The organism is Pseudomonas sp. ZS1P83, from assembly GCF_054897825.1.
On record NZ_CM142706.1, the window covers coordinates 320,003 to 339,093 of the forward strand.

19 protein-coding genes are annotated in these 19,091 nt (G+C 59.2%); 10 read left to right on the forward strand and 9 right to left on the reverse strand.

All coding sequences use genetic code 11. The annotated features are described in order from the left end of the window. Positions 1–23 precede the first annotated feature (23 nt). A complete protein-coding gene (locus ACYZT0_RS01580; RefSeq protein WP_008147551.1) occupies positions 24–926 on the reverse strand; it encodes a chemotaxis protein CheV in 903 nt (300 codons plus the stop codon). A 130-nt stretch (positions 927–1,056) separates the two neighbouring features. Beyond that, positions 1,057–2,610: a nitric oxide reductase transcriptional regulator NorR gene (norR, locus tag ACYZT0_RS01585; protein WP_462044347.1), complete on the reverse strand. Its 1,554-nt coding sequence runs from the start codon at positions 2,608–2,610 to the stop codon at positions 1,057–1,059. A gap of 157 nt (positions 2,611–2,767) precedes the next feature. On the opposite strand from norR, the gene hmpA reads away from it, so the two are divergent. Continuing rightward, a complete protein-coding gene (gene hmpA / locus ACYZT0_RS01590) occupies positions 2,768–3,949 on the forward strand; it encodes an NO-inducible flavohemoprotein (protein ID WP_462044348.1) in 1,182 nt (393 codons plus the stop codon). A 94-nt stretch (positions 3,950–4,043) separates the two neighbouring features. On the opposite strand, the gene ACYZT0_RS01595 is transcribed toward hmpA, so the two are convergent. The 5 genes from ACYZT0_RS01595 to ACYZT0_RS01615 form a co-directional block, all read right to left on the reverse strand. After that, on the reverse strand, positions 4,044–4,700 hold the full coding sequence (locus tag ACYZT0_RS01595; protein WP_462044349.1) for a helix-turn-helix transcriptional regulator: 657 nt from the start codon (positions 4,698–4,700) through the stop codon (positions 4,044–4,046). A gap of 93 nt (positions 4,701–4,793) precedes the next feature. Further along, positions 4,794–5,921, reverse strand: coding sequence for an NAD(P)/FAD-dependent oxidoreductase (locus ACYZT0_RS01600; protein ID WP_462044350.1), 1,128 nt, complete (start codon positions 5,919–5,921; stop codon positions 4,794–4,796). A 164-nt stretch (positions 5,922–6,085) separates the two neighbouring features. Further along, positions 6,086–7,033 carry an ornithine cyclodeaminase family protein gene (locus ACYZT0_RS01605; RefSeq protein WP_462044351.1) on the reverse strand — a complete coding sequence of 316 codons (948 nt, stop codon included), beginning with the start codon at positions 7,031–7,033 and terminating at the stop codon, positions 6,086–6,088. 139 nt (positions 7,034–7,172) lie between these two features. Next, entirely contained in the window at positions 7,173–8,660 is a 1,488-nt protein-coding gene (rhlB, locus tag ACYZT0_RS01610) for an ATP-dependent RNA helicase RhlB (protein ID WP_462044352.1), read from the reverse strand. 90 nt (positions 8,661–8,750) lie between these two features. Next, on the reverse strand, positions 8,751–9,407 hold the full coding sequence (locus ACYZT0_RS01615) for an alpha/beta hydrolase (RefSeq protein WP_462044353.1): 657 nt from the start codon (positions 9,405–9,407) through the stop codon (positions 8,751–8,753). Positions 9,408–9,875: 468 nt separating this feature from the next. On the opposite strand from ACYZT0_RS01615, the gene ACYZT0_RS01620 reads away from it, so the two are divergent. From ACYZT0_RS01620 to ACYZT0_RS01635, 4 genes are all read left to right on the forward strand, one after another. Next, positions 9,876–10,904, forward strand: coding sequence for an amino acid ABC transporter substrate-binding protein (locus ACYZT0_RS01620; protein ID WP_033056430.1), 1,029 nt, complete (start codon positions 9,876–9,878; stop codon positions 10,902–10,904). A 65-nt stretch (positions 10,905–10,969) separates the two neighbouring features. Beyond that, complete coding sequence (locus tag ACYZT0_RS01625; RefSeq protein WP_462044354.1) at positions 10,970–12,151, forward strand: amino acid ABC transporter permease; 1,182 nt, start codon at positions 10,970–10,972, stop codon at positions 12,149–12,151. Positions 12,152–12,161: 10 nt separating this feature from the next. Further along, positions 12,162–13,259: an amino acid ABC transporter permease gene (locus ACYZT0_RS01630; protein ID WP_462044355.1), complete on the forward strand. Its 1,098-nt coding sequence runs from the start codon at positions 12,162–12,164 to the stop codon at positions 13,257–13,259. An 11-nt stretch (positions 13,260–13,270) separates the two neighbouring features. After that, positions 13,271–14,035: an amino acid ABC transporter ATP-binding protein gene (locus ACYZT0_RS01635; protein ID WP_462044356.1), complete on the forward strand. Its 765-nt coding sequence runs from the start codon at positions 13,271–13,273 to the stop codon at positions 14,033–14,035. Positions 14,036–14,099: 64 nt separating this feature from the next. Here the strand turns inward: ACYZT0_RS01635 and ACYZT0_RS01640 are convergent, their stop codons facing one another. Then, entirely contained in the window at positions 14,100–14,588 is a 489-nt protein-coding gene (locus tag ACYZT0_RS01640; RefSeq protein ID WP_462044357.1) for a type II toxin-antitoxin system MqsA family antitoxin, read from the reverse strand. Beyond that, positions 14,585–14,896: a type II toxin-antitoxin system MqsR family toxin gene (locus ACYZT0_RS01645; RefSeq protein ID WP_462044358.1), complete on the reverse strand. Its 312-nt coding sequence runs from the start codon at positions 14,894–14,896 to the stop codon at positions 14,585–14,587. The genes ACYZT0_RS01640 and ACYZT0_RS01645 overlap by 4 nt, the downstream gene beginning before the upstream one ends. Before the next feature lie 167 nt (positions 14,897–15,063). Here ACYZT0_RS01645 and ACYZT0_RS01650 point away from each other — a divergent pair, with 167 nt between their 5' ends. The 5 genes from ACYZT0_RS01650 to ACYZT0_RS01670 all read left to right on the forward strand — a co-directional run bounded on the left by ACYZT0_RS01650 (position 15,064) and on the right by ACYZT0_RS01670 (position 18,996). Then, positions 15,064–15,723, forward strand: coding sequence for a FadR/GntR family transcriptional regulator (locus tag ACYZT0_RS01650; RefSeq protein ID WP_462044359.1), 660 nt, complete (start codon positions 15,064–15,066; stop codon positions 15,721–15,723). Next, positions 15,713–17,029, forward strand: a complete 1,317-nt coding sequence (locus tag ACYZT0_RS01655; RefSeq protein WP_462044360.1) for a CynX/NimT family MFS transporter — start codon at positions 15,713–15,715, stop codon at positions 17,027–17,029. Before ACYZT0_RS01650 ends, ACYZT0_RS01655 begins: the two co-directional genes overlap by 11 nt. Before the next feature lie 121 nt (positions 17,030–17,150). Further along, positions 17,151–17,621, forward strand: coding sequence for a nuclear transport factor 2 family protein (locus ACYZT0_RS01660; RefSeq protein ID WP_462044361.1), 471 nt, complete (start codon positions 17,151–17,153; stop codon positions 17,619–17,621). 39 nt (positions 17,622–17,660) lie between these two features. Continuing rightward, positions 17,661–17,972 carry a GIY-YIG nuclease family protein gene (locus tag ACYZT0_RS01665; protein ID WP_462044362.1) on the forward strand — a complete coding sequence of 104 codons (312 nt, stop codon included), beginning with the start codon at positions 17,661–17,663 and terminating at the stop codon, positions 17,970–17,972. Between the two features lie 88 nt (positions 17,973–18,060). Continuing rightward, complete coding sequence (locus ACYZT0_RS01670) at positions 18,061–18,996, forward strand: glutathione S-transferase family protein (RefSeq protein ID WP_462044363.1); 936 nt, start codon at positions 18,061–18,063, stop codon at positions 18,994–18,996. Positions 18,997–19,091 lie beyond the last annotated feature (95 nt).

Here is a 19,091-nt window from a genome sequence, read left to right on the forward strand (position 1 = left end):
AAGCAGAAGTCCTTGGCCACGACTCAATGACCTTGTTCAGCGACAGCCTTGGCTGCTTCGATCAGGCACTTGGTCAATTCCGGGGAGGAGAACTTGGTCAGCACCGCATTCGCGCCGGCAAGGCGGGCCTTTTCGCTGTTCATCGCGCTGTCCAAAGAGGTGTGCAGCAGCACATAGAGGTGCGAGAAATCCGGGGTTTCACGCAAAGTGCGGGTGAAGGCGTAGCCGTCCATTTCCGACATTTCGATGTCCGAGACGATCAGGTTGATCTGCTGGGCTGTGCCTTGCAGGTCCAGCAGGCAGTCGATGGCTTCCTTGGCACTGCGGGCGGTGTGGCATTGCAGGCCGAGGTTGCGCAGGGTGTGAACCGATTGCTGCAACGCAACCTGGCTGTCATCGACCACCAGAATCCGCGCGTTGCCGAGGACTTCGGCGTCTTCCATGCTCAGTTCGGTCGGGGCCGTTTCGATCTGCGCCGGGGCGATGCCATGGATCACTTTTTCGATGTCCAGCACCTGTACCAACGTGCCGTCGACCGAGGTCACGCCAGTGATGTACGAACGCACGCCACCAGAGCCAAAGGGCGGCGGACGGATGTCGGTGGTCAGGCAGTGGACGATCTTGCTCACCGCTTGAACGTGCAAACCCTGCTTGGAGCGGCTGACATCGGTGACGATCAGGCAACCACCGTTAGGGTCTTCCAGCGGCCGTTCACCGATGGCACGGCTGAGGTCGATCACCGACAACGACGCACCGCGCAGGGTGGCGATGCCTTTGACGTGGGGATGCGACTCCGGCAGCTTGGTCAGCGGCGGGCAGGGAATGATTTCACTGACTTTCAGCAGGTTGATCGCCATCAGCTTGCCGCTGCGCAAGGTGAACAGCAGAAGCGAAAGTGAATCTGCGCGGGCTTTGTTTGAAGACATAAAAACCTTCTGTGGAAAAAGGTGATGGGCGATCGCGAAGATCGCCAACAGCTATCGATGCCGGGTTATCGACCTGAACGGGGTGGGCTTTAGGGTAGTTATGGGTGGGTGGTCGGATCCACCAACAATATCAATCCTTCATCCCCAACCGCTTCGCCATCCGCCCAAGATTCGCCCGATCCAAGCCTAGCTCACGCGCCGCACTTGCCCAATTGTTACGGTGCCGTTCCAGACAGGCGTTGATCAGTCGACGCTGATAATCCTCGGTCGCCGCCCGCAAGTCTCCCGAGACCAAAGCTGCAGGGCTGATAGGGGCTGGCTCGGCTGTAGGCTCAACACTGCCAGTGGGTAAATCCAGATCCGCCGCACTCAAACTGAGAATTTTCGGCCGTCCCTTGCAGTTACCGAGCGCCTTCAAGGCACTGCGGCCAATTAAGTGCTCCAGTTCCCGCACATTTCCCGGCCATGTATACGCCAGCAATGCAGCCTGGGCGTCGCTGTTCAGGCGCAGGCTGTTGAGGCCCATGCGTGAGCGGTTCTGCTCCAGGAAATAGCCGCTGAGCAACAACACATCCCGCCCACGATCACGCAGTGCTGGCACCAGCAACGGATAAACGCTCAGGCGGTGATAGAAGTCGGCACGGTAGCGGCCGCTGCGCACTTCCTCCGCCAGATCGCGGTTGGTCGCGGCGATCAGTCGTACGTCGACCTGATGCTCTTTATCCGAACCCAACCGCTGCAATTGACCGCTTTGCAGGACTCGCAGCAATTTGGCCTGGACGGTCAGGGACAGCTCACCGACTTCATCGAGAAACAGCGTGCCGCCATTGGCCAGTTCGAACTTGCCACGTCGATCGTTCATTGCGCCGGTGAAGGCACCGCGGACATGGCCGAACAGCTCGCTCTCCACCAGCGTGTCCGGCAGCGCGGCGCAGTTGAGGCTGATGATCGGCTTGTCGGCCCGGGGCGATGCGGCGTGGATGGCTTGGGCTACCAGTTCCTTGCCGACCCCGGTTTCGCCGGTGATCAACACGGTAAGATCGCTGCCGCCCACCAGATTGATTTCTTCCACCAGCCGTTTGTGGGCCTTGCTTTGACCAATCATCTCGCGGTTTTGCTGACCGCTGGCTTGTCGGTAAACCTCGGCACGCTGATGTTCGTCTTCGACACGATTGGCCAGGCGTTCGATGCGCTCGGCGGCGTTGACCGTGGCGGCGGCGAGGCTGGCGAAGGCTTCCAGGGCGTCCAGTTCGATTGCTTCGAAGCGCTCTGGATCGAGTGCGTCGAGGGTCAGCAAACCCCACGGACGTTCGTCGATAAACAGCGGGCAACCCATGCAGTCATGGACTTCCAGATGATCGTCGAGGCCATCGACCAGGCCGTCGTAAGGGTCGGGCAATTCGCTGTCGGCGGCGAAGCGAGTCGGGCCGGCGCTGCTGAGCAAGGCTTCGAAACGGGGGTGTTCGCTGACTTTGAAGCGTCTGCCGAGGGTATCGGTGCTCAACCCGTCGACGGCCAGCGGCACCAGCCATTCACCATCAAGGCGCAGCAGGGCGGCGGCATCGCAGGGGAGCAGGGCGCGCATGGATTCGAGCAGACGCCGATAGCGCTCGCCTTCGGGGAGTTCGCGGGACAGGTCGGAGACCAGTGGCAGCAGGGCGGTGAGTAGAGATTTTGCAGTCATAGTGACTCCATGTAGTCGGTATGACTATAAAACAGTCTGTGTCGATATGACTATGAAGAATTCAAGTTATTGATTTATAACGTTTTAATTTGTGGCACGGAAACTGATAAGCATAGAGCAATCAGTTAGTAATCCAAGTAGATCCAGGAGTCGCCTTATGCTTAGCGTTCAAGACCGTGCAATCGTCAAATCCACCGTGCCCTTGCTGGAAAGCGGTGGCGAAGCGTTGATCACTCATTTCTACCGCATGATGCTCACCGAGTATCCGGAAGTTCGCCCGCTGTTCAACCAGGCTCACCAAGCCAGCGGTGATCAGCCACGTGCCCTGGCAAACGGTGTCTTGATGTATGCGCGACACATCGACCAACTCGACCAGTTGGGCGACCTGGTGGCCAAGATCATCAACAAGCACGTGGCCCTGCAAATTCTCCCGGAACACTACCCGATTGTCGGCTCCTGCCTGCTGCGAGCCATCTCCGAAGTGCTGGGCGACGAGATCGCCACACCCGAAGTGATGGCCGCCTGGGGGGCTGCTTACGGTCAATTGGCCGACATCCTGATAGGCGCCGAAACCAGCATCTACGACCAAAAGGAGCAGGCTCCGGGCGGCTGGCGTGGAGCGCGGGAATTCATCGTGGTGGCGAAGGTCGAGGAAAGCGCGGAAATTACCTCGTTCTACTTCGAACCGGCTGACAAAGGCCCGATTCTGGCGGCAGAGCCAGGCCAGTACATTGGCATGAAACTGATCCTCGATGGTGAAGAAATTCGTCGTAACTACTCGCTGTCGGCCTTGGCGAACCAGGGCCAGTACCGCATCAGCGTCAAGCGTGAAACCGGTGGCCGCGCCTCCAACCATCTGCACGATCAACTGCATGTAGGCTCCAGCATCCAGCTGTTCCCGCCATCGGGCGAATTCACCCTGACCGAAAGCGACAAACCGTTGGTGCTGATCAGCGGCGGCGTCGGGATCACTCCGACGCTGGCGATGCTCGAAGCGGCGCTGGCGACCGAGCGGCCGGTGCACTTTATTCACTGCGCACGCAACGGAAGCGTTCACGCCTTCCGCGACTGGATCGATGGCTTGGCCGAGCGTCACCCGCAACTCAAACGCTTCTATTGCTACGACGAAGATGATGGCGTGAGCCCAGCGGCGCACAAGGTTGGCCTGTTGAGCCAGGAGCAACTGGGCGAGTGGTTGCCGCAGCAGCGCGATCTGGACGCTTACTTCCTGGGGCCTAAAGGCTTCATGGCGGCGATCAAGCGCCACCTCAAAGCCTTGGGTGTGCCGGAGAAGCAAAGCCGTTACGAATTCTTCGGGCCGGCTTCGGCGCTGGAATAACCGCTTGTCTTGTAGGAGCACGGCTTGCCGGCGAAGGCGATCTTGAGGACGCCTTCGCCGGCAAGCCGTGCTCCTACGAGTGCGTGTCAGTCTTTCAACCCTTCAATTCCTTCAAATGCTTGTACACCGTCGCCCGGCCCATGTTCAGCACGTTCGCCACATAGTTGGAGGCGCTTTTACCTTTGAAGGCACCTTCGGCGTGCAGTGCCAGCACCAGTTCACGTTTATGGTCGCGGGTCAGCAGGTTCAGGCTCAGCTGGCGTTCGCGCAGCCAGGCATGGAGGAAGGTGTTGATCCGCTCCTGCCAGTCATCGCGAAACAGCGAATCGGGTTGCGGAATCAACTTGCTCGGTGACAGGAACAGATCCAAGGCGGCCTTGGCATTTTCGAACAGCGAAATATTCAGATTGATGCACAGCACCGCCAGTGGACGACCTTCACTGTCGCGCAGCACGCTGCTCAGGCTGCGAATCTTCTGACCATCCCAATTGAGCTTTTCGTACGGCCCGATGTTTCGTTCGCTGATCTCTTCGCTGAGCATGTCCTCCAGCGCCGAGTCGCCACCGATTTCCCGTTTGGACAGGTTGTTGGCGATGTAGTCGACCTTCTGAGTGCGTAGATCGTGCAGCACCACCTCGGCGTGAGGAAAGAACAACGTGGCGATGGCGTCGGCGATCGCGCGGAAGTTGTCCAGCGGCGAGCGCTTCAATGCAGAGTCATCAAGGGCCGGGTCTTGTTCTTGGGCGTTCATAAAGTGGAGCTCCAGGCAGCATCAGCGCCCCGTCAAAAAGGGGCGCTGGAAGTTTGCCGCAATCGTGTCGACACGTCACCTGACGTCTGAACGTCAGCCCAGCCGCGCGGGGGAGAGCATCTCGGTGTTCAGACCGAAGCGAGTCAGTTGCTCGGGCATGGCTTCACCGCGCACCAGTGCAGCGCTGGCCTGGCCCATGGCCGGCGAGGTCTGGATGCCATAACCGCCTTGTGCCGCTACCCAGAATAGCCCCGGCACCTGCGGATCGAAACCGGACAGCAAATCACCGTCGCTCACGAAGCTGCGCAAGCCGGCCCAAGTACGGGTCGGACGGCGGATGGTCAGGGTGGTGGCTTCTTCGATCTGGTAGATGCCCATCGCGATGTCCAGCTCTTCGGGCTGCACGTCGTGCGGTTCTACCGGGTCGGCGTTGGCTGGCGAGCCGAGGAACATCCCCGCGTCGGGCTTCATGTAGAAGGATTCGTCGAGGCTGACCAGCATTGGCCAATGGTGGATGTCCACGCCCTCGGGGCCGGCGAAGATGAACGCTGCGCGTCGCTTGGGTTGCAGGCCCAGTGGTTTGGCACCGGCCAGCTCACCGATTTTGTCGGCCCAGGCGCCTGCCGCGTTGATGATGATCGGGGCGCTGAAGGTCTGACCGTTGGTTTGTACTTGCCATACACCCTCGGCATCACGGGTCAGGCTCAGGACTTCACTGTCGGTAAGAACTTCGCCCTTGTTGCGTCGGATACCGCGCAGGTAACCCTGGTGCAGGGCATCGGTGTCGATGTCGCTGGCGGTCGGGTCGTAAATCGCGCCATGGACTTTTTCCCGGCGCAGGATCGGCAAGCGCGAGCAGGCCTCGTCAACACTGAGCAGTTGCATCTGCGGCACCGTGGCTTTGGCGCTCAGGTATTGATTGTTCAGTTCGGCCGGGTCGCCGGTGAAGTCCACGGTCATCTCGCCACGCGGGGTCAGCAGCGGGTGTTCGCAGAAGCCGGCTGGCGGCGCGTCGAAGAAATCACGGCTGGCCTGGGTCAGCGCCCGAACTTGCGGCGTACCGTATGCGGCGGTGAACAGCGCGGCCGAACGTCCGGTGGAGTGGTAAGCCGGATGGGACTCGCGCTCGAGCACGATCACGCGGGCATGCTGCGACAGCCAGAAACCGGTGGAAGCGCCGGCAATCCCGCCGCCGATGATAATGAAATCTGCCTGGCTCATGAACGTCTCCTGATGGGGCGTAAATGCCGAAATTGTGGAGGCCTCTGTAGGAGCGAGCGGGCGGCGATCCGACTTGCCCGCGAAGGCGGTGTATCAGTCGAAATTTATGTTTACTGACACACCGCCTTCGCGGGCAAGCCTCGCTCCTACAAGGGTTCGTGGTGTTAGTGCTGTAGTTGGTAGATGGCATTGGCCAGTGCGATGTCTTCCAGGCCCAGACCGATGGAGCGGAAGAACACATGACGGTCGTAGTCGGGGCGTTGGATTTTTTCGCTGAGCAGATCAGGCAGGTCGCCGATGATCGCGTTCTTGTCCCAACCATGCTGTTCACCGGCAATCAGCATCTCGCCGGCCGAGCCCGGGGTGGTCAGACGATAGTCGCAGAACACTTGCATGTCATTGAGGCTCTGCGGCGGTACTTCATGGGCCCGCGGTGCGTTGGTGCTGATTGAGGTGATCAGCGCCGGTTTGCTCAAGCTAGAAGGGTCGATCACCGGCCCTGCGGACGAGGTGCAGAGCATGATCACGTCAGCGTCCTGAATGGCCGCTTCACGACTGTCGACGATGGTCAGGCGTGGATCGAGGCTTTTGAGCTGCGCCAATACTTCGGGATTCTTGTCGCTCAGGCCCGGCGAGTAGAGGCTGATGCTTTGCCAGTCACGCAGACCTTTGACGTAGTGCAGGTGCGCCTGGGCGACCTTGCCACTGCCGATGATCGCCAGACGCCGGGCTTTCAGCGGGGCGAGAGCGTCGACCGCCACGGCCGTGGTTGCAGCGGTGCGCGCCGTAGTCAGCTCGCCGGCATCACAGAGCAACAGCGGCTGGCCGGTCTGCATCGACATCAGCAATGTCCAGGCGGTCACCAGCGGGCCTTGTTCACGCACGATGTACGGCGAGGTTTTGACCCCGTAAACACCGTCTTCGGCCAACACGCCCAGGTAGTTGATGAAGTCGCCAGCGCCCTGTGGGAACTCCACCAGTTGCTGCGCTGGTTGCATGGCTTGCCCGGTGGCCAGGTCGCGGAACAGTTTGCGCAGGATCTGCGGCACGTCGACCTGCGCCAGCAACTCGCTGGCCTGAGGTTGGGTGATCACGTAAGGCGTACTGGACATGGTCGGCTCCGGGGCTGGAAGTAAACTAATTTGTCCATTATGGACTTTTAGTTTTTGCGAGCAAGCTCCCGTTGAAAAAAAGCCGGACGAAAAAAAAGCGCAGTCCGTTTCCGGCTGCGCCTCTTTAGTGCGACCCGCGTTACGGGCGCTTGCGCTCAACCGCCCGCAATAGATGCGTCGGTGGCGTCTCACAGCTGATCTTGCGACCCAGCAGCGCCTCGATGGACGGTAGCTGGTAGGAGTCGTCTTCACCGGCAAAACTGATGGACACGCCATCGGCGCCAGCACGACCGGTGCGGCCAATGCGGTGCACGTAGTCGTCAGGGACTTCCGGCAGGGTGAAGTTGATCACGTGGCTAATGCCGTCGATGTGGATGCCGCGACCGGCCACATCGGTGGCGACCAGTACGCGGATCTTGCCTTCGCGGAAACCTTCCAGGGTCTTGATGCGCTTGTGCTGCGGCACATCGCCGGACAGTTGCGCGGCATTGACGCCATCCCGTACCAGGCGTTCTTCGATGCGCCGCACTTCGTCCTTGCGGTTGGCAAACACCATCACCCGCTCCCAACCGTTGTCGTTGACCAGGTTGTAGAGCAGTTTGTATTTGTCGGCGCCGGCCACGGCGTAAATGTGCTGCTCGACGTTTTCGCTGGCCACGTTCTGCGACTCGATCTCGACGATCGACGGGTCGGTGGTCCATTGCTTGGCCAGGTTCATCACGTCTTCGGTGAAGGTCGCAGAAAACAGCAGCGTCTGACGCTCGTCCTTCGGCGGAGTCTGGCGAATGATCTGACGCACTTGCGGGATGAAACCCATGTCGAGCATCCGGTCGGCTTCGTCCAGGACCATGACTTCGACCATGTCCAGGTGCACGTCGCCGCGCTGGTTGAAGTCCAGCAGACGGCCCGGGGTGGCGACGAGGATGTCGCAATGACGGGCTTCGAGGTGCTTGAGCTGTTTGTCGAAGTCCATACCGCCGACAAACGTCATGACGTTGAGGCCGGTGTATTTGGTCAGGTCGGCCGCGTCCTTGGCGATCTGCACCACCAGTTCACGGGTCGGAGCAATGATCAGCGCCCGCGGCTCGCCCATGTATCGCTCTTTCGGCGGTGGGGTTTGCAGCAGTTGGGTGATGATCGAAATCAGGAATGCAGCGGTTTTGCCGGTGCCGGTCTGGGCACGACCGATGGCGTCTTTGCCCGCCAGAGTGAAGCCAAGCACCTGTGCCTGAATCGGCGTGCAATACGGGAAGCCCAGGTCCTGGATGGCGTGCATCAGTTCAGGGGCGAGTTTGAAATCGTGGAAACGGGTTTTGCCTTCCTGGGGTTCGACGGCGAAGTCTTCGAGTTTCCAGGGGATAACCGGCGCTTTTGGCTTCGGTTCGCGACGCGGTTTGGCAGGTTTCGCAGCTTCGCTGCTCGGTTCTTCGGAGGCTTGAGTCTCAGCGGGTTGGACGGCCGGTGTGGCCATCGGCTCGTGCTTCGGTACCGCTACGGTTGCGGTCCGGCCAGACTGATTACCGTCGGTGCGGTGGCTGGGATGGTGAGACGGAGCGCTGGAGACTGGCGCGAGCTGCTCAGTCTCGCTTTTACCGAACATTTTCTTGAGTGCTTTGAGCACGGTCATCTCATCAATTGGTTAAGTGCCGGCCAGTGTAATGCAAGAATCGGGCGCGGCGTAGTGGGAGGGATCAATGGGCTGTTTTTCACTCAACCGTTAACGCAAACGCTCGGCAAGCCAGGCACCGATGTCGCGAATTTCCTCGGGTAACACTTCGTGACCCATTGGGTATTCCTGCCATGTCACGGTGACACCACGCACCTTCAAATGCTCATAAGCGCTACGACCCATGGCGTTTTGCACAACGTCATCGTACTGGCCATGCAGGCTCAATACCGGAATGCGCTGCTGGCTGGCCGAAAGCTCCAGTTCGTCACTGAATGTCGGTGCATAAGTCGAGAGGGCAAGTACGCCACCCAGCGGCCCCTGCCATTTCAGAAACGCGGTGTGTAACGCCACCGCGCCACCTTGGGAAAAACCTGCCAGAAATATTCGCGAGGCGTCTATTCCGATGGCGCGCTGCACTTCGATCAGTTGAATGATCCTGTCCGCCGACTCTTCCAGCTGCTCGCGGTTGATCGCGCGTGCGGGGCTCATGGCCAATATGTCGTACCAGCTCGGCATCTCGTAACCACCATTGATGGTCACGGCGCAGGTCGGTGCCTGAGGAAGAACGAAGCGGGTGGTCAGCAGGGTTTCCTGCAGCGCTTCGGCCACCGGCAGGAAGTCGTAGCGGTCGGCGCCCAGGCCGTGCAGCCAGATAACGCAGGCGTCTGCGGGCTTGACGGGTTGAAGAATCAAGGGCTCGGTCATGGGTGCTCCATCTATGTGCGCACGCGCTCATTCAGTGCGAGATCTGAGTGCGTGCCTGGTTGATCAGTTAAGAAAGTGTCGCAAGGCTACAAGTTTTGCTATTGACCTGTCGCTGAATCGCTTCCGCGAGCGGTCTGGTACGGGCTTTGCTATGGGAAAGCCTGTACGAAAAATCCCACGCCTGTCGGTAACACTATCAGGCCATTGTTCGTGGTGGGATAGCAAAGAATCCGGTGATGGATGTTCGCCAGTGGCCGCTACGGGCTTCGCGAACGTGAAAGGGCTACAGCCCGTTCGGCCGATTGGTGAGAAGTGAGTTGTCCATGATGTGGATTTTCTCCTACTAGACTCATAGCGAAAGTCTTACGTCGGTTGACCCCAAAAAAAGCCAACACGGGTCAACAACGCCTCATAAGGGTGCGACTGGACTCAAGCTCCGACACAACAAGAGCAAAACTGGAGGTTTGAATGAAGATGTTGAAATCCACCCTGGCTATCGTGACTGCAGCCGCAGTACTCGGTGTCAGTGGGTTCGCTCAGGCGGGTGCAACCCTGGATGCAGTGCAGAAGAAAGGTTTCGTACAGTGCGGTGTAAGTGACGGTCTGCCGGGCTTCTCCGTTCCGGACTCCACTGGCAAGATCATCGGTATCGATGCTGACGTCTGCCGCGCTGTGGCCGCTGCCGTTTTCGGCGACGCGACCAAAGTCAAATTCAGCCAGTTGAACGCCAAAGAGCGCTTCACCGCGCTGCAGTCCGGCGAAATCGACGTGCTGTCGCGTAACACCACCTGGACCAGCTCGCGCGATTCGGGCATGGGTCTGGTGTTTGCCGGCGTGACGTACTACGACGGGATCGGCTTCCTGGTGAACAACAAGCTGGGTGTGAAGAGCGCTAAAGAACTCGACGGCGCCACCATCTGCATTCAAGCCGGTACCACGACCGAGCTGAACGTTTCCGACTACTTCCGCGGCAACGGTCTGAAATACACCCCGATCACCTTCGACACCTCCGATGAAAGCGCCAAGTCGCTGGAGTCCGGCCGTTGCGACGTGCTGACCTCCGACAAATCCCAGCTCTACGCACAACGCAGCAAGCTGGCGACCCCGACCGACTACGTCGTTCTGCCGGAAACCATCTCCAAGGAGCCTCTGGGCCCGGTCGTGCGTAAAGGCGACGAAGAGTGGTTCAGCATCGTCAAGTGGACCCTGTTCGCGATGCTCAACGCTGAAGAAATGGGCATCACCCAGAAAAACGTTGAAGCTGAAGCCAAAGCCACCAAGAACCCGGACGTTGCTCGTCTGCTGGGCACTGACGGTGAATACGGCAAAGACCTGAAAGTGAAGAAAGACTGGGTCGTGCAGATCGTCAAGCAAGTGGGTAACTACGGTGAAGTGTTCGAGAAAAACCTCGGCAAGGGCACTCCACTGGCCATTGACCGTGGGCTGAACGCTCTGTGGAACAACGGCGGCATTCAATACGCACCACCAGTGCGCTGATGGTTCTATCACCCGGTGGGCCAACCGCCGGGTGATGTTCTGTTCCATTACATCCGGGGCACTTCATGCAAAATTCAATCGGCGCACCAAAGCAGAGGCTCAGCCTCAGCGATCCGAAAGTGCGTGCGTGGCTATTTCAGATCATCACCATTGTTGCGGTGGTCTCGATGGGCTGGTATCTGTTCGATAACACGCAGACCAACCTTCAGCACCGGGGCATTACCTCCGGCTTCAGCTTTCTGGAGCGCAGTGCCGGTTTCGGCATCGCTCAACACCTTATCGACTACACCGAATCGGACAGTTATGCCCGGGTGTTTGTCATCGGCTTGCTCAACACGCTACTGGTGACCTTCATCGGCGTGATCCTGGCGACGATCCTCGGGTTTATCGTCGGTGTGTCACGGCTGTCGAAGAACTGGATCATTGCCAAACTGGCGACTGTTTATGTGGAAGTCTTCCGCAACATTCCGCCGCTGCTGCAAATCCTGTTCTGGTACTTCGCGGTGTTCCTGACCATGCCAGGGCCACGCAACAGCCATAACTTCGGCGACACCTTCTTCGTCAGCAGCCGCGGCCTGAATATGCCCGCAGCGTTGACGGCGGACGGTTTCTGGCCGTTTGTTGTCAGCGTCGTCGTGGCCATCGTCGCCATCGTGCTGATGTGCCGCTGGGCCAACAAACGCTTCGAAGCCACCGGCGTTCCGTTCCGCAAGTTCTGGACCGGCCTGGCGCTGTTGCTGGTGATCCCGGCGCTGTGTGCGCTGATCTTCGGCGCGCCGCTGCACTGGGAAATGCCCAAGCTGCAAGGCTTCAACTTCGTCGGTGGCTGGGTGCTGATCCCTGAACTGCTGGCGCTGACCCTGGCCCTGACGGTGTACACCGCGGCGTTCATCGCCGAGATCGTGCGTTCGGGCATCAAGTCGGTCAGCCACGGCCAGACCGAAGCGGCGCACTCGTTGGGTTTGCGCAACGGTCCGACGCTGCGCAAGGTAATCATCCCGCAAGCCCTGCGCGTGATCATTCCACCGCTGACCAGCCAATACCTGAACCTGGCGAAGAACTCCTCGTTGGCGGCCGGTATCGGTTATCCGGAGATGGTCTCGTTGTTTGCCGGTACGGTGCTGAACCAGACCGGGCAGGCGATCGAGGTGATTGCCATCACCATGAGCGTGTACCTGGCGATCAGTATCAGCATTTCCCTGCTGATGAACTGGTACAACAAGCGCATTGCGCTGATCGAGCGGTAAGGAAAAGCGCATGACGACTCATACTTTCAAACCTGACATGCCACCCCCGAGCCGCAGCATCGGTGTCGTGGCGTGGATGCGCGCCAACATGTTCTCCAGCTGGCTCAACACCTTGCTGACCCTGTTCGCGTTCTACCTGATCTACCTGGTGGTGCCGCCGATCCTGAGCTGGGCGATCCTCGATGCCAACTGGGTCGGCACCACCCGCGCCGACTGCACGAAGGAGGGCGCCTGCTGGGTGTTCATCCAACAGCGTTTCGGCCAGTTCATGTACGGCTACTACCCGACAGACCTGCGCTGGCGCGTCGATCTGACCGTGTGGCTGGCGGTCATCGGTGTGGCACCGTTGTTTATCTCGCGCTTTCACCGTAAAGCGGTGTATGGCCTGAGCTTCCTGGTGCTGTACCCGATCATTGCCTACTTCCTGTTGCATGGCGGCCTCTTCGGTCTGACGACCGTGGCGACCAGCCAATGGGGCGGCCTGATGCTGACCCTGGTGATCGCCACCGTCGGTATTGCCGGTGCGTTGCCGCTGGGTATCGTGCTGGCGCTGGGCCGTCGTTCGAACATGCCGGCGATTCGGGTGGTCTGCGTGACCTTCATCGAATTCTGGCGCGGCGTGCCGTTGATCACGGTGCTGTTCATGTCCTCGGTGATGCTGCCGTTGTTCCTGCCAGAAGGCATGAACTTCGACAAACTGCTGCGGGCACTGATCGGTGTGATCCTGTTCCAGTCGGCCTACGTCGCCGAAGTGGTGCGTGGTGGTCTGCAAGCGATTCCCAAAGGTCAGTACGAAGCGGCTGCAGCGATGGGCCTCGGTTACTGGCGCAGCATGGGCCTGGTGATTCTGCCGCAAGCCCTGAAGCTGGTGATCCCTGGCATCGTCAACACCTTCATTGCGCTGTTCAAGGACACAAGCCTGGTGATCATCATCGGCCTGTTCGACTTGCTCAACAGCGTGAAACAAGCCGCCGCCGACCCGAAATGGTTGGGCATGGCCACCGAAGGCTATGTGTTCGCGGCCCTGGTGTTCTGGATTTTCTGTTTTGGTATGTCCCGCTACTCCATGCATTTGGAACGTAAGCTGGACACTGGCCACAAGCGTTAGGAGCGTAATTTATGAGTGAAGCGATCAAACAGCCTGTGAGCCCTGAAGGCATTATTCAGATGCAGGGCGTGAACAAGTGGTACGGCCAGTTCCACGTGTTGAAAGACATCAACCTGAACGTTAAACAGGGCGAGCGTATCGTCCTGTGCGGCCCGTCGGGTTCCGGCAAATCCACCACCATTCGTTGCCTCAACCGTCTGGAAGAACACCAGCAGGGCCGCATCGTGGTCGATGGCGTGGAACTGACCAACGACCTCAAGCAGATCGAATCGGTCCGCCGTGAAGTGGGCATGGTGTTCCAGCACTTCAACCTTTTCCCGCACCTGACCATCCTGCAGAACTGCACGCTGGCGCCGATGTGGGTGCGCAAGATACCCAAGCGCCAGGCCGAAGAAATCGCCATGCATTACCTGGAACGCGTCCGCATTCCGGAGCAGGCGCATAAATTCCCGGGGCAACTGTCCGGTGGTCAGCAACAGCGTGTAGCGATTGCCCGCGCCTTGTGCATGAAACCGAAAATCATGCTGTTCGACGAACCGACCTCGGCACTTGACCCGGAGATGGTGAAAGAGGTTTTGGACACCATGATCGGCTTGGCTGAAGACGGCATGACCATGCTGTGCGTAACCCACGAAATGGGCTTCGCCCGCACTGTGGCTAACCGCGTGATCTTCATGGACAAGGGCGAAATCGTCGAACAGGCCGCGCCGAACGACTTCTTCGATAATCCGCAGAATGAGCGCACCAAATTGTTCCTGAGCCAGATCCTGCATTGATCCTGCGCAGGCGTTGAAATAAACCCGGACTAGATCCGGGTTTATTTTTTCCAAATGTTTGGGATCAGGACGCCAGCACTGTTTCCTGTTCCGGAAAGCGTGCGGCCAGCAACCGCCTCAAGTCAGTGCCTTCGTTCATCGCTTGTATTTCAGCCAGCAGGTGGGGATGACGATCCAGCAGGCGCATCAACGTGAACAAAGCTTGAGGAGGTTGAAGTTCACCGCGCTCGTATCGCGAAAACGCATTGTGCCCGGCGCCGGAAAGTAGCTTCACCGCTTCCTTCTGCGTGAGGTGCAGTTTACGGCGGATGCGTTTCATCTCCGTGCCCATGATCTGAAAGCAATCTTCGAGCAATTTATCGCCTGCGTCGCAGTAGCGCTCGGCGCTGTCGGTGTCATTGTCAAAAATGATCTCATCGCAGTTGCTGCACTCCCAGCCGGCAATGTCGTGCACCCATCGTGAGACGTTCTTATAGGCGACACTGAGACTGCGACCTTGGAAATGTTGCATTGCGTCATGAGCGCCGCAGCTCATGCATTGTCGCGTATTCATAAATTTCTCTCCTTGAAAGAGATCACCGGAGGCCCGCCTTTGGGGCAGTAGGTCACTTTGATGTAAAGCTCCAAGTCATGAAATGTTGTGTGGTAAACGTCCTGCCAATTTCGGTGATCGATGTAGCACGTCATCGACTTGTAGAGCATTCGCCGTTCCAAGGAGCAAATGGCGAATTCCATATCTTGCAGGTTCAATCCCATCCATATTGCAGACTTTATTGCGGTTTTAGTAAAAGCTTTGGCTCCTTGCCTTCTGATCTCAGCCTTGATGATCGACAAGTCGTAGTGAGGTGTGTTCTTTTCCATAAGAAACCAGAAACCCTATCCCTGAAATTACCCTTAAAGGGTAATTTTGACTAATCGAAAATTCTGCTCCATTTCCCTCTCTCTGACCGTAGGCGGTTGCCGTCCTACGTGAAGCTGAATAACATGTCGGAAAATTCATCCTATGATTGGATGAAAGGGCGAATCCTATGTCAGACATTTCTCCACTCGTTAAGCGATCCCTGGTCGATCAGGCCCTGGACCAATTGCGCCTGCGCATCACCCAAGGTGTCTGGACGGTCGGCCAGCGCTTACCCACCGAACCTGAGCTGTCCGCCGAGTTGGGCATCAGCCGTAACACCGTGCGCGAAGCCATGCGCGTGTTGGCGTTTTCCGGGTTGATCGAAATCCGTCAGGGTGACGGCAGTTACCTGCGTGCGGTGGTCGATCCGCTCGACACCCTGAAGGCGTTGTCCCGCTGCTCCCACGAGCAAGCCCGGGAGACTCGGCACATTCTGGAGGTCGAGGCCATCGGTCTGGCTGCACTACGGCGTACCGACGAAGACCTTGTCGCGCTGCGCGAGGCGTTGGGCGTCAGTGGCAGCCACTATCACGGCGATCTCGACACGTATATAGCCTGCGATCTGGTGTTTCACCGCCGTCTGGTGGACGCCGCGCACAACCCGACGCTTAGCGAGTTGTATCGCTATTTCTCCAGCATCGTCGGCGCGCATCTGCGCGAGACCCTGAATATCAGCCCCCGACGCCAGGAGGTGTTCGACCTTCATATCGCACTGCTTGATGCCGTCGAGCAACGCGACCCGGAACGGGCCAAAGCCCTGTCGAGGCAGTTGATCAATGAACCTTGAAACCGAGAACCCCATGCCCAGCCAGCAGGTCAACAACAGCACAATCCCCCAAGCCAAGCGCACGGCAGAACTCGAAGAACTGCTGATCGACGCCGAGGCCGATGACGAAGAAGTCCAGCAAAGCCACCCGATCCTGCGTCGCCCGTGGCTGTTGCTGCTGGGCCTGATTTTGGTGGCGCTGAACCTGCGCCCGGCGCTGTCGAGCATGGCGCCGATGCTCAGCGAGGTCTCGAAGACCCTCGGTTTGTCGGCAGCCCAGGCCGGTTTGCTGACGACGTTGCCGGTGCTGTGCCTCGGTTTGTTTGCACCGCTGGCACCCGTGCTGGCACGACGTTTTGGCGCTGAGCGAGTGGTGCTGAGCATTCTTTTGATGTTGGCCGGCGGGATCATCCTGCGCAGTTCGTTCGGCACAATCGGTCTGTTTGCCGGGAGCGTGTTGGCCGGCGCCAGCATTGGTGTGATCGGCGTGTTGCTGCCAGGCATCGTTAAACGCGACTTCGCGAAACATGCCGGGACCATGACCGGCGTCTACACCATGGCCCTGTGCCTGGGCGCGGCGATGGCGGCGGGCGCGACCGTGCCGTTGAGCGAACATTTCGACAAGAGCTGGGCGCTGGGCCTCGGCTTCTGGGTGTTGCCGGCATTGGTCGCGGCGATTTTCTGGTTGCCACAAGTCGGTCAGAAACACGGCGCGCACAATGTCGCCTATCGGGTTCGCGGTCTGTTGCGTGATCCGCTGGCCTGGCAAGTGACGCTCTACATGGGCCTGCAATCTTCTCTGGCTTACATCGTGTTCGGCTGGTTGCCATCGATCCTGATTGGCCGCGGCCTGACCCCAACCCAGGCCGGCCTGGTGCTCTCGGGTTCTGTCCTTATCCAGTTGGCCAGCTCACTGGCCGCGCCGTGGCTGGCGACCCGCGGCAAGGATCAGCGTCTGGCGATCGTTATCGTCATGCTGCTGACCCTTGGCGGTTTATTCGGTTGCCTCTACGCACCGATCGAAGGCTTGTGGGGCTGGGCGATCCTGCTCGGTCTGGGGCAGGGCGGTACGTTCAGCCTGGCGCTGACGCTGATCGTGCTGCGCTCGCGGGACGCGCATGTCGCGGCGAACCTGTCGAGCATGGCCCAGGGCTTTGGTTACACCCTGGCGTCGATGGGGCCGTTCGCGGTCGGTATCGTGCATGACTGGACCGGCGGCTGGAACGCCCTGGGCTGGATCTTCGGCATCATTGGACTCGGGGCGATCATCGCCGGCCTCGGTGCCGGACGTTCGCTGTACGTCCAGGTCGAAAGCGAAAAGGTCTGACACCCGCACACTGTCGGTATTCGGCCCACGAATGCCGATAGTGTTCCACGCGTTTGTTGACTATCGTGCAGGCAATCTTTCGAAGCTTTGCACATCTATTTGCACATCAGGGAGCCTGCCCATGAGTGATGCCCACAGCGCATTGATCACCCAGTTCTACCAAGCCTTCCAGCGGCTGGATGCCGAGGCCATGAGCGCCTGCTATACCGATGACGTGGTGTTCAGTGATCCAGCGTTCGGCGAGCTGCGTGGCCGCGATGCCGGCGACATGTGGCGCATGCTCACCCCCCGGGCCAAGGACTTTTCCCTGACGTTCGATAACGTGCGCAGCGATGAGCGCACGGGCGGTGCCCATTGGGTGGCGACCTACCTGTTCAGCCAGACCGGCAACACGGTGGTCAACGATATTCAGGCACGCTTCGTTTTTCGCGACGGTAAGATCTGCGAGCATCACGACAGCTTCGACATGTGGACCTGGTCCCGACAGGCACTGGGTTTCAAAGGGCTGCTGTTGGGCTGGACGCCAGCGGTGAGAAACGCCGTTCGCGCACAGGCCTTGAAGGGGCTGAAGGCATTCCAGGCCAGTCGCTGATAAGATCGCGGCTTGTTTCCTACAAGCCTTGATCGTCACGTGAACACCCTCAGCGAAATCTCCGTCGACGCCGACACACCGGTGAGCAAACCCTGGTTCGTCTACCTCGTTCGCGCGGCCAATGGTTCGCTCTACTGCGGGATCAGTGACGACCCCGTGCGCCGATTCGCCACTCACCAGAGCGGCAAGGGTGCGCGATTCTTCCTCTCCAGCCCAGCCGTGGCCTTGGTTTACACCGAAGTCTGCCGCGACAAAAGCGAAGCGCTGCGCCAGGAACGCTTGATCAAAAAACTCAAGAAAAGCGCCAAGGAATGTCTGGCCGCAAGCGCTGCCGCAGGCTTATCAACCTGACTGATAAGTTCCCATCAGGCAGATCTGTAGGCTGCTCCCGAATTGCGCGCTAAGCTGCGGATTCCCTATCTGTGCGGCGGAGCCGAGCATGTCCGAATTGATTCTTCATCACTACCCGACGTCCCCTTTCGCCGAAAAGGCTCGCCTGTTGCTGGGTTTCAAGGGGTTGTCCTGGCGCTCGGTGAAGGTCTCGCCGGTGATGCCTAAACCCGATCTGATCGCGCTGACCGGCGGCTACCGCAAGACACCGGTGTTGCAGATTGGCGCAGATATCTATTGCGACACGTCGCTGATCGCCCGCCGTCTGGAACAGGAAAAAGCCTTGCCGGCGTTCTTCCCGGAAGGTCAGGAAATGATCGCCGCGACGTTCGCCGCGTGGGCGGATTCTGTGGTGTTTCAGCATGCGGTGAGCCTGGTGTTTCAGCCGGAATCGGTGGCCGTGCGCTTTGGCGCATTACCGCCAGAGGCGATCAAGGCATTCATGGCCGATCGTGCCGGGCTGTTCAGTGGAGGCAGCGCTACACGTTTGTCCGCAGACCAGGCCAAGCATCAATGGCCGACGATCATGGGACGTCTGGAGCAACAGCTTCAGCGCGAGCCGGGCGACTTCTTGTTCGGCGAGCCGTCGATTGCCGATTTTGCCCTGGCCCATCCGCTGTGGTTCCTCAAAGCCACGCCGGTGACGTCACCGCTGGTCGATGCTTATCCGGCGGTTTCGGCCTGGTTTGGTCGTGTGATGGGCTTCGGTCATGGCGCGTTCAGCGACATGACGGCCGAGGAAGCGCTGGAGGTTGCGCGTAATTCGACACCGGCCGCATTGCCGGATGAGCAATTCGAAGAACCGAACGGTTTTGAGGTTGGCCAGCAGGTGGTCATTGCCGCCACGGACTACGGCGTTGATCCGGTGGCTGGAGAGTTGTTGTTTGCAGGGCGAGAAGAATTGATTCTGCGTCGTGAAGACGAACGCGCCGGCGTGGTGCATGTGCACTTTCCGCGATTCGGGTTTCGCATCGAAAAACGCTGATCTCTGTAGGAGCGAGGCTTGCCCGCGAAGGACGATAACGCGGTTTAACAGAGACACCGCGTTATCGTCCTTCGCGGGCAAGCCTCGCTCCTACA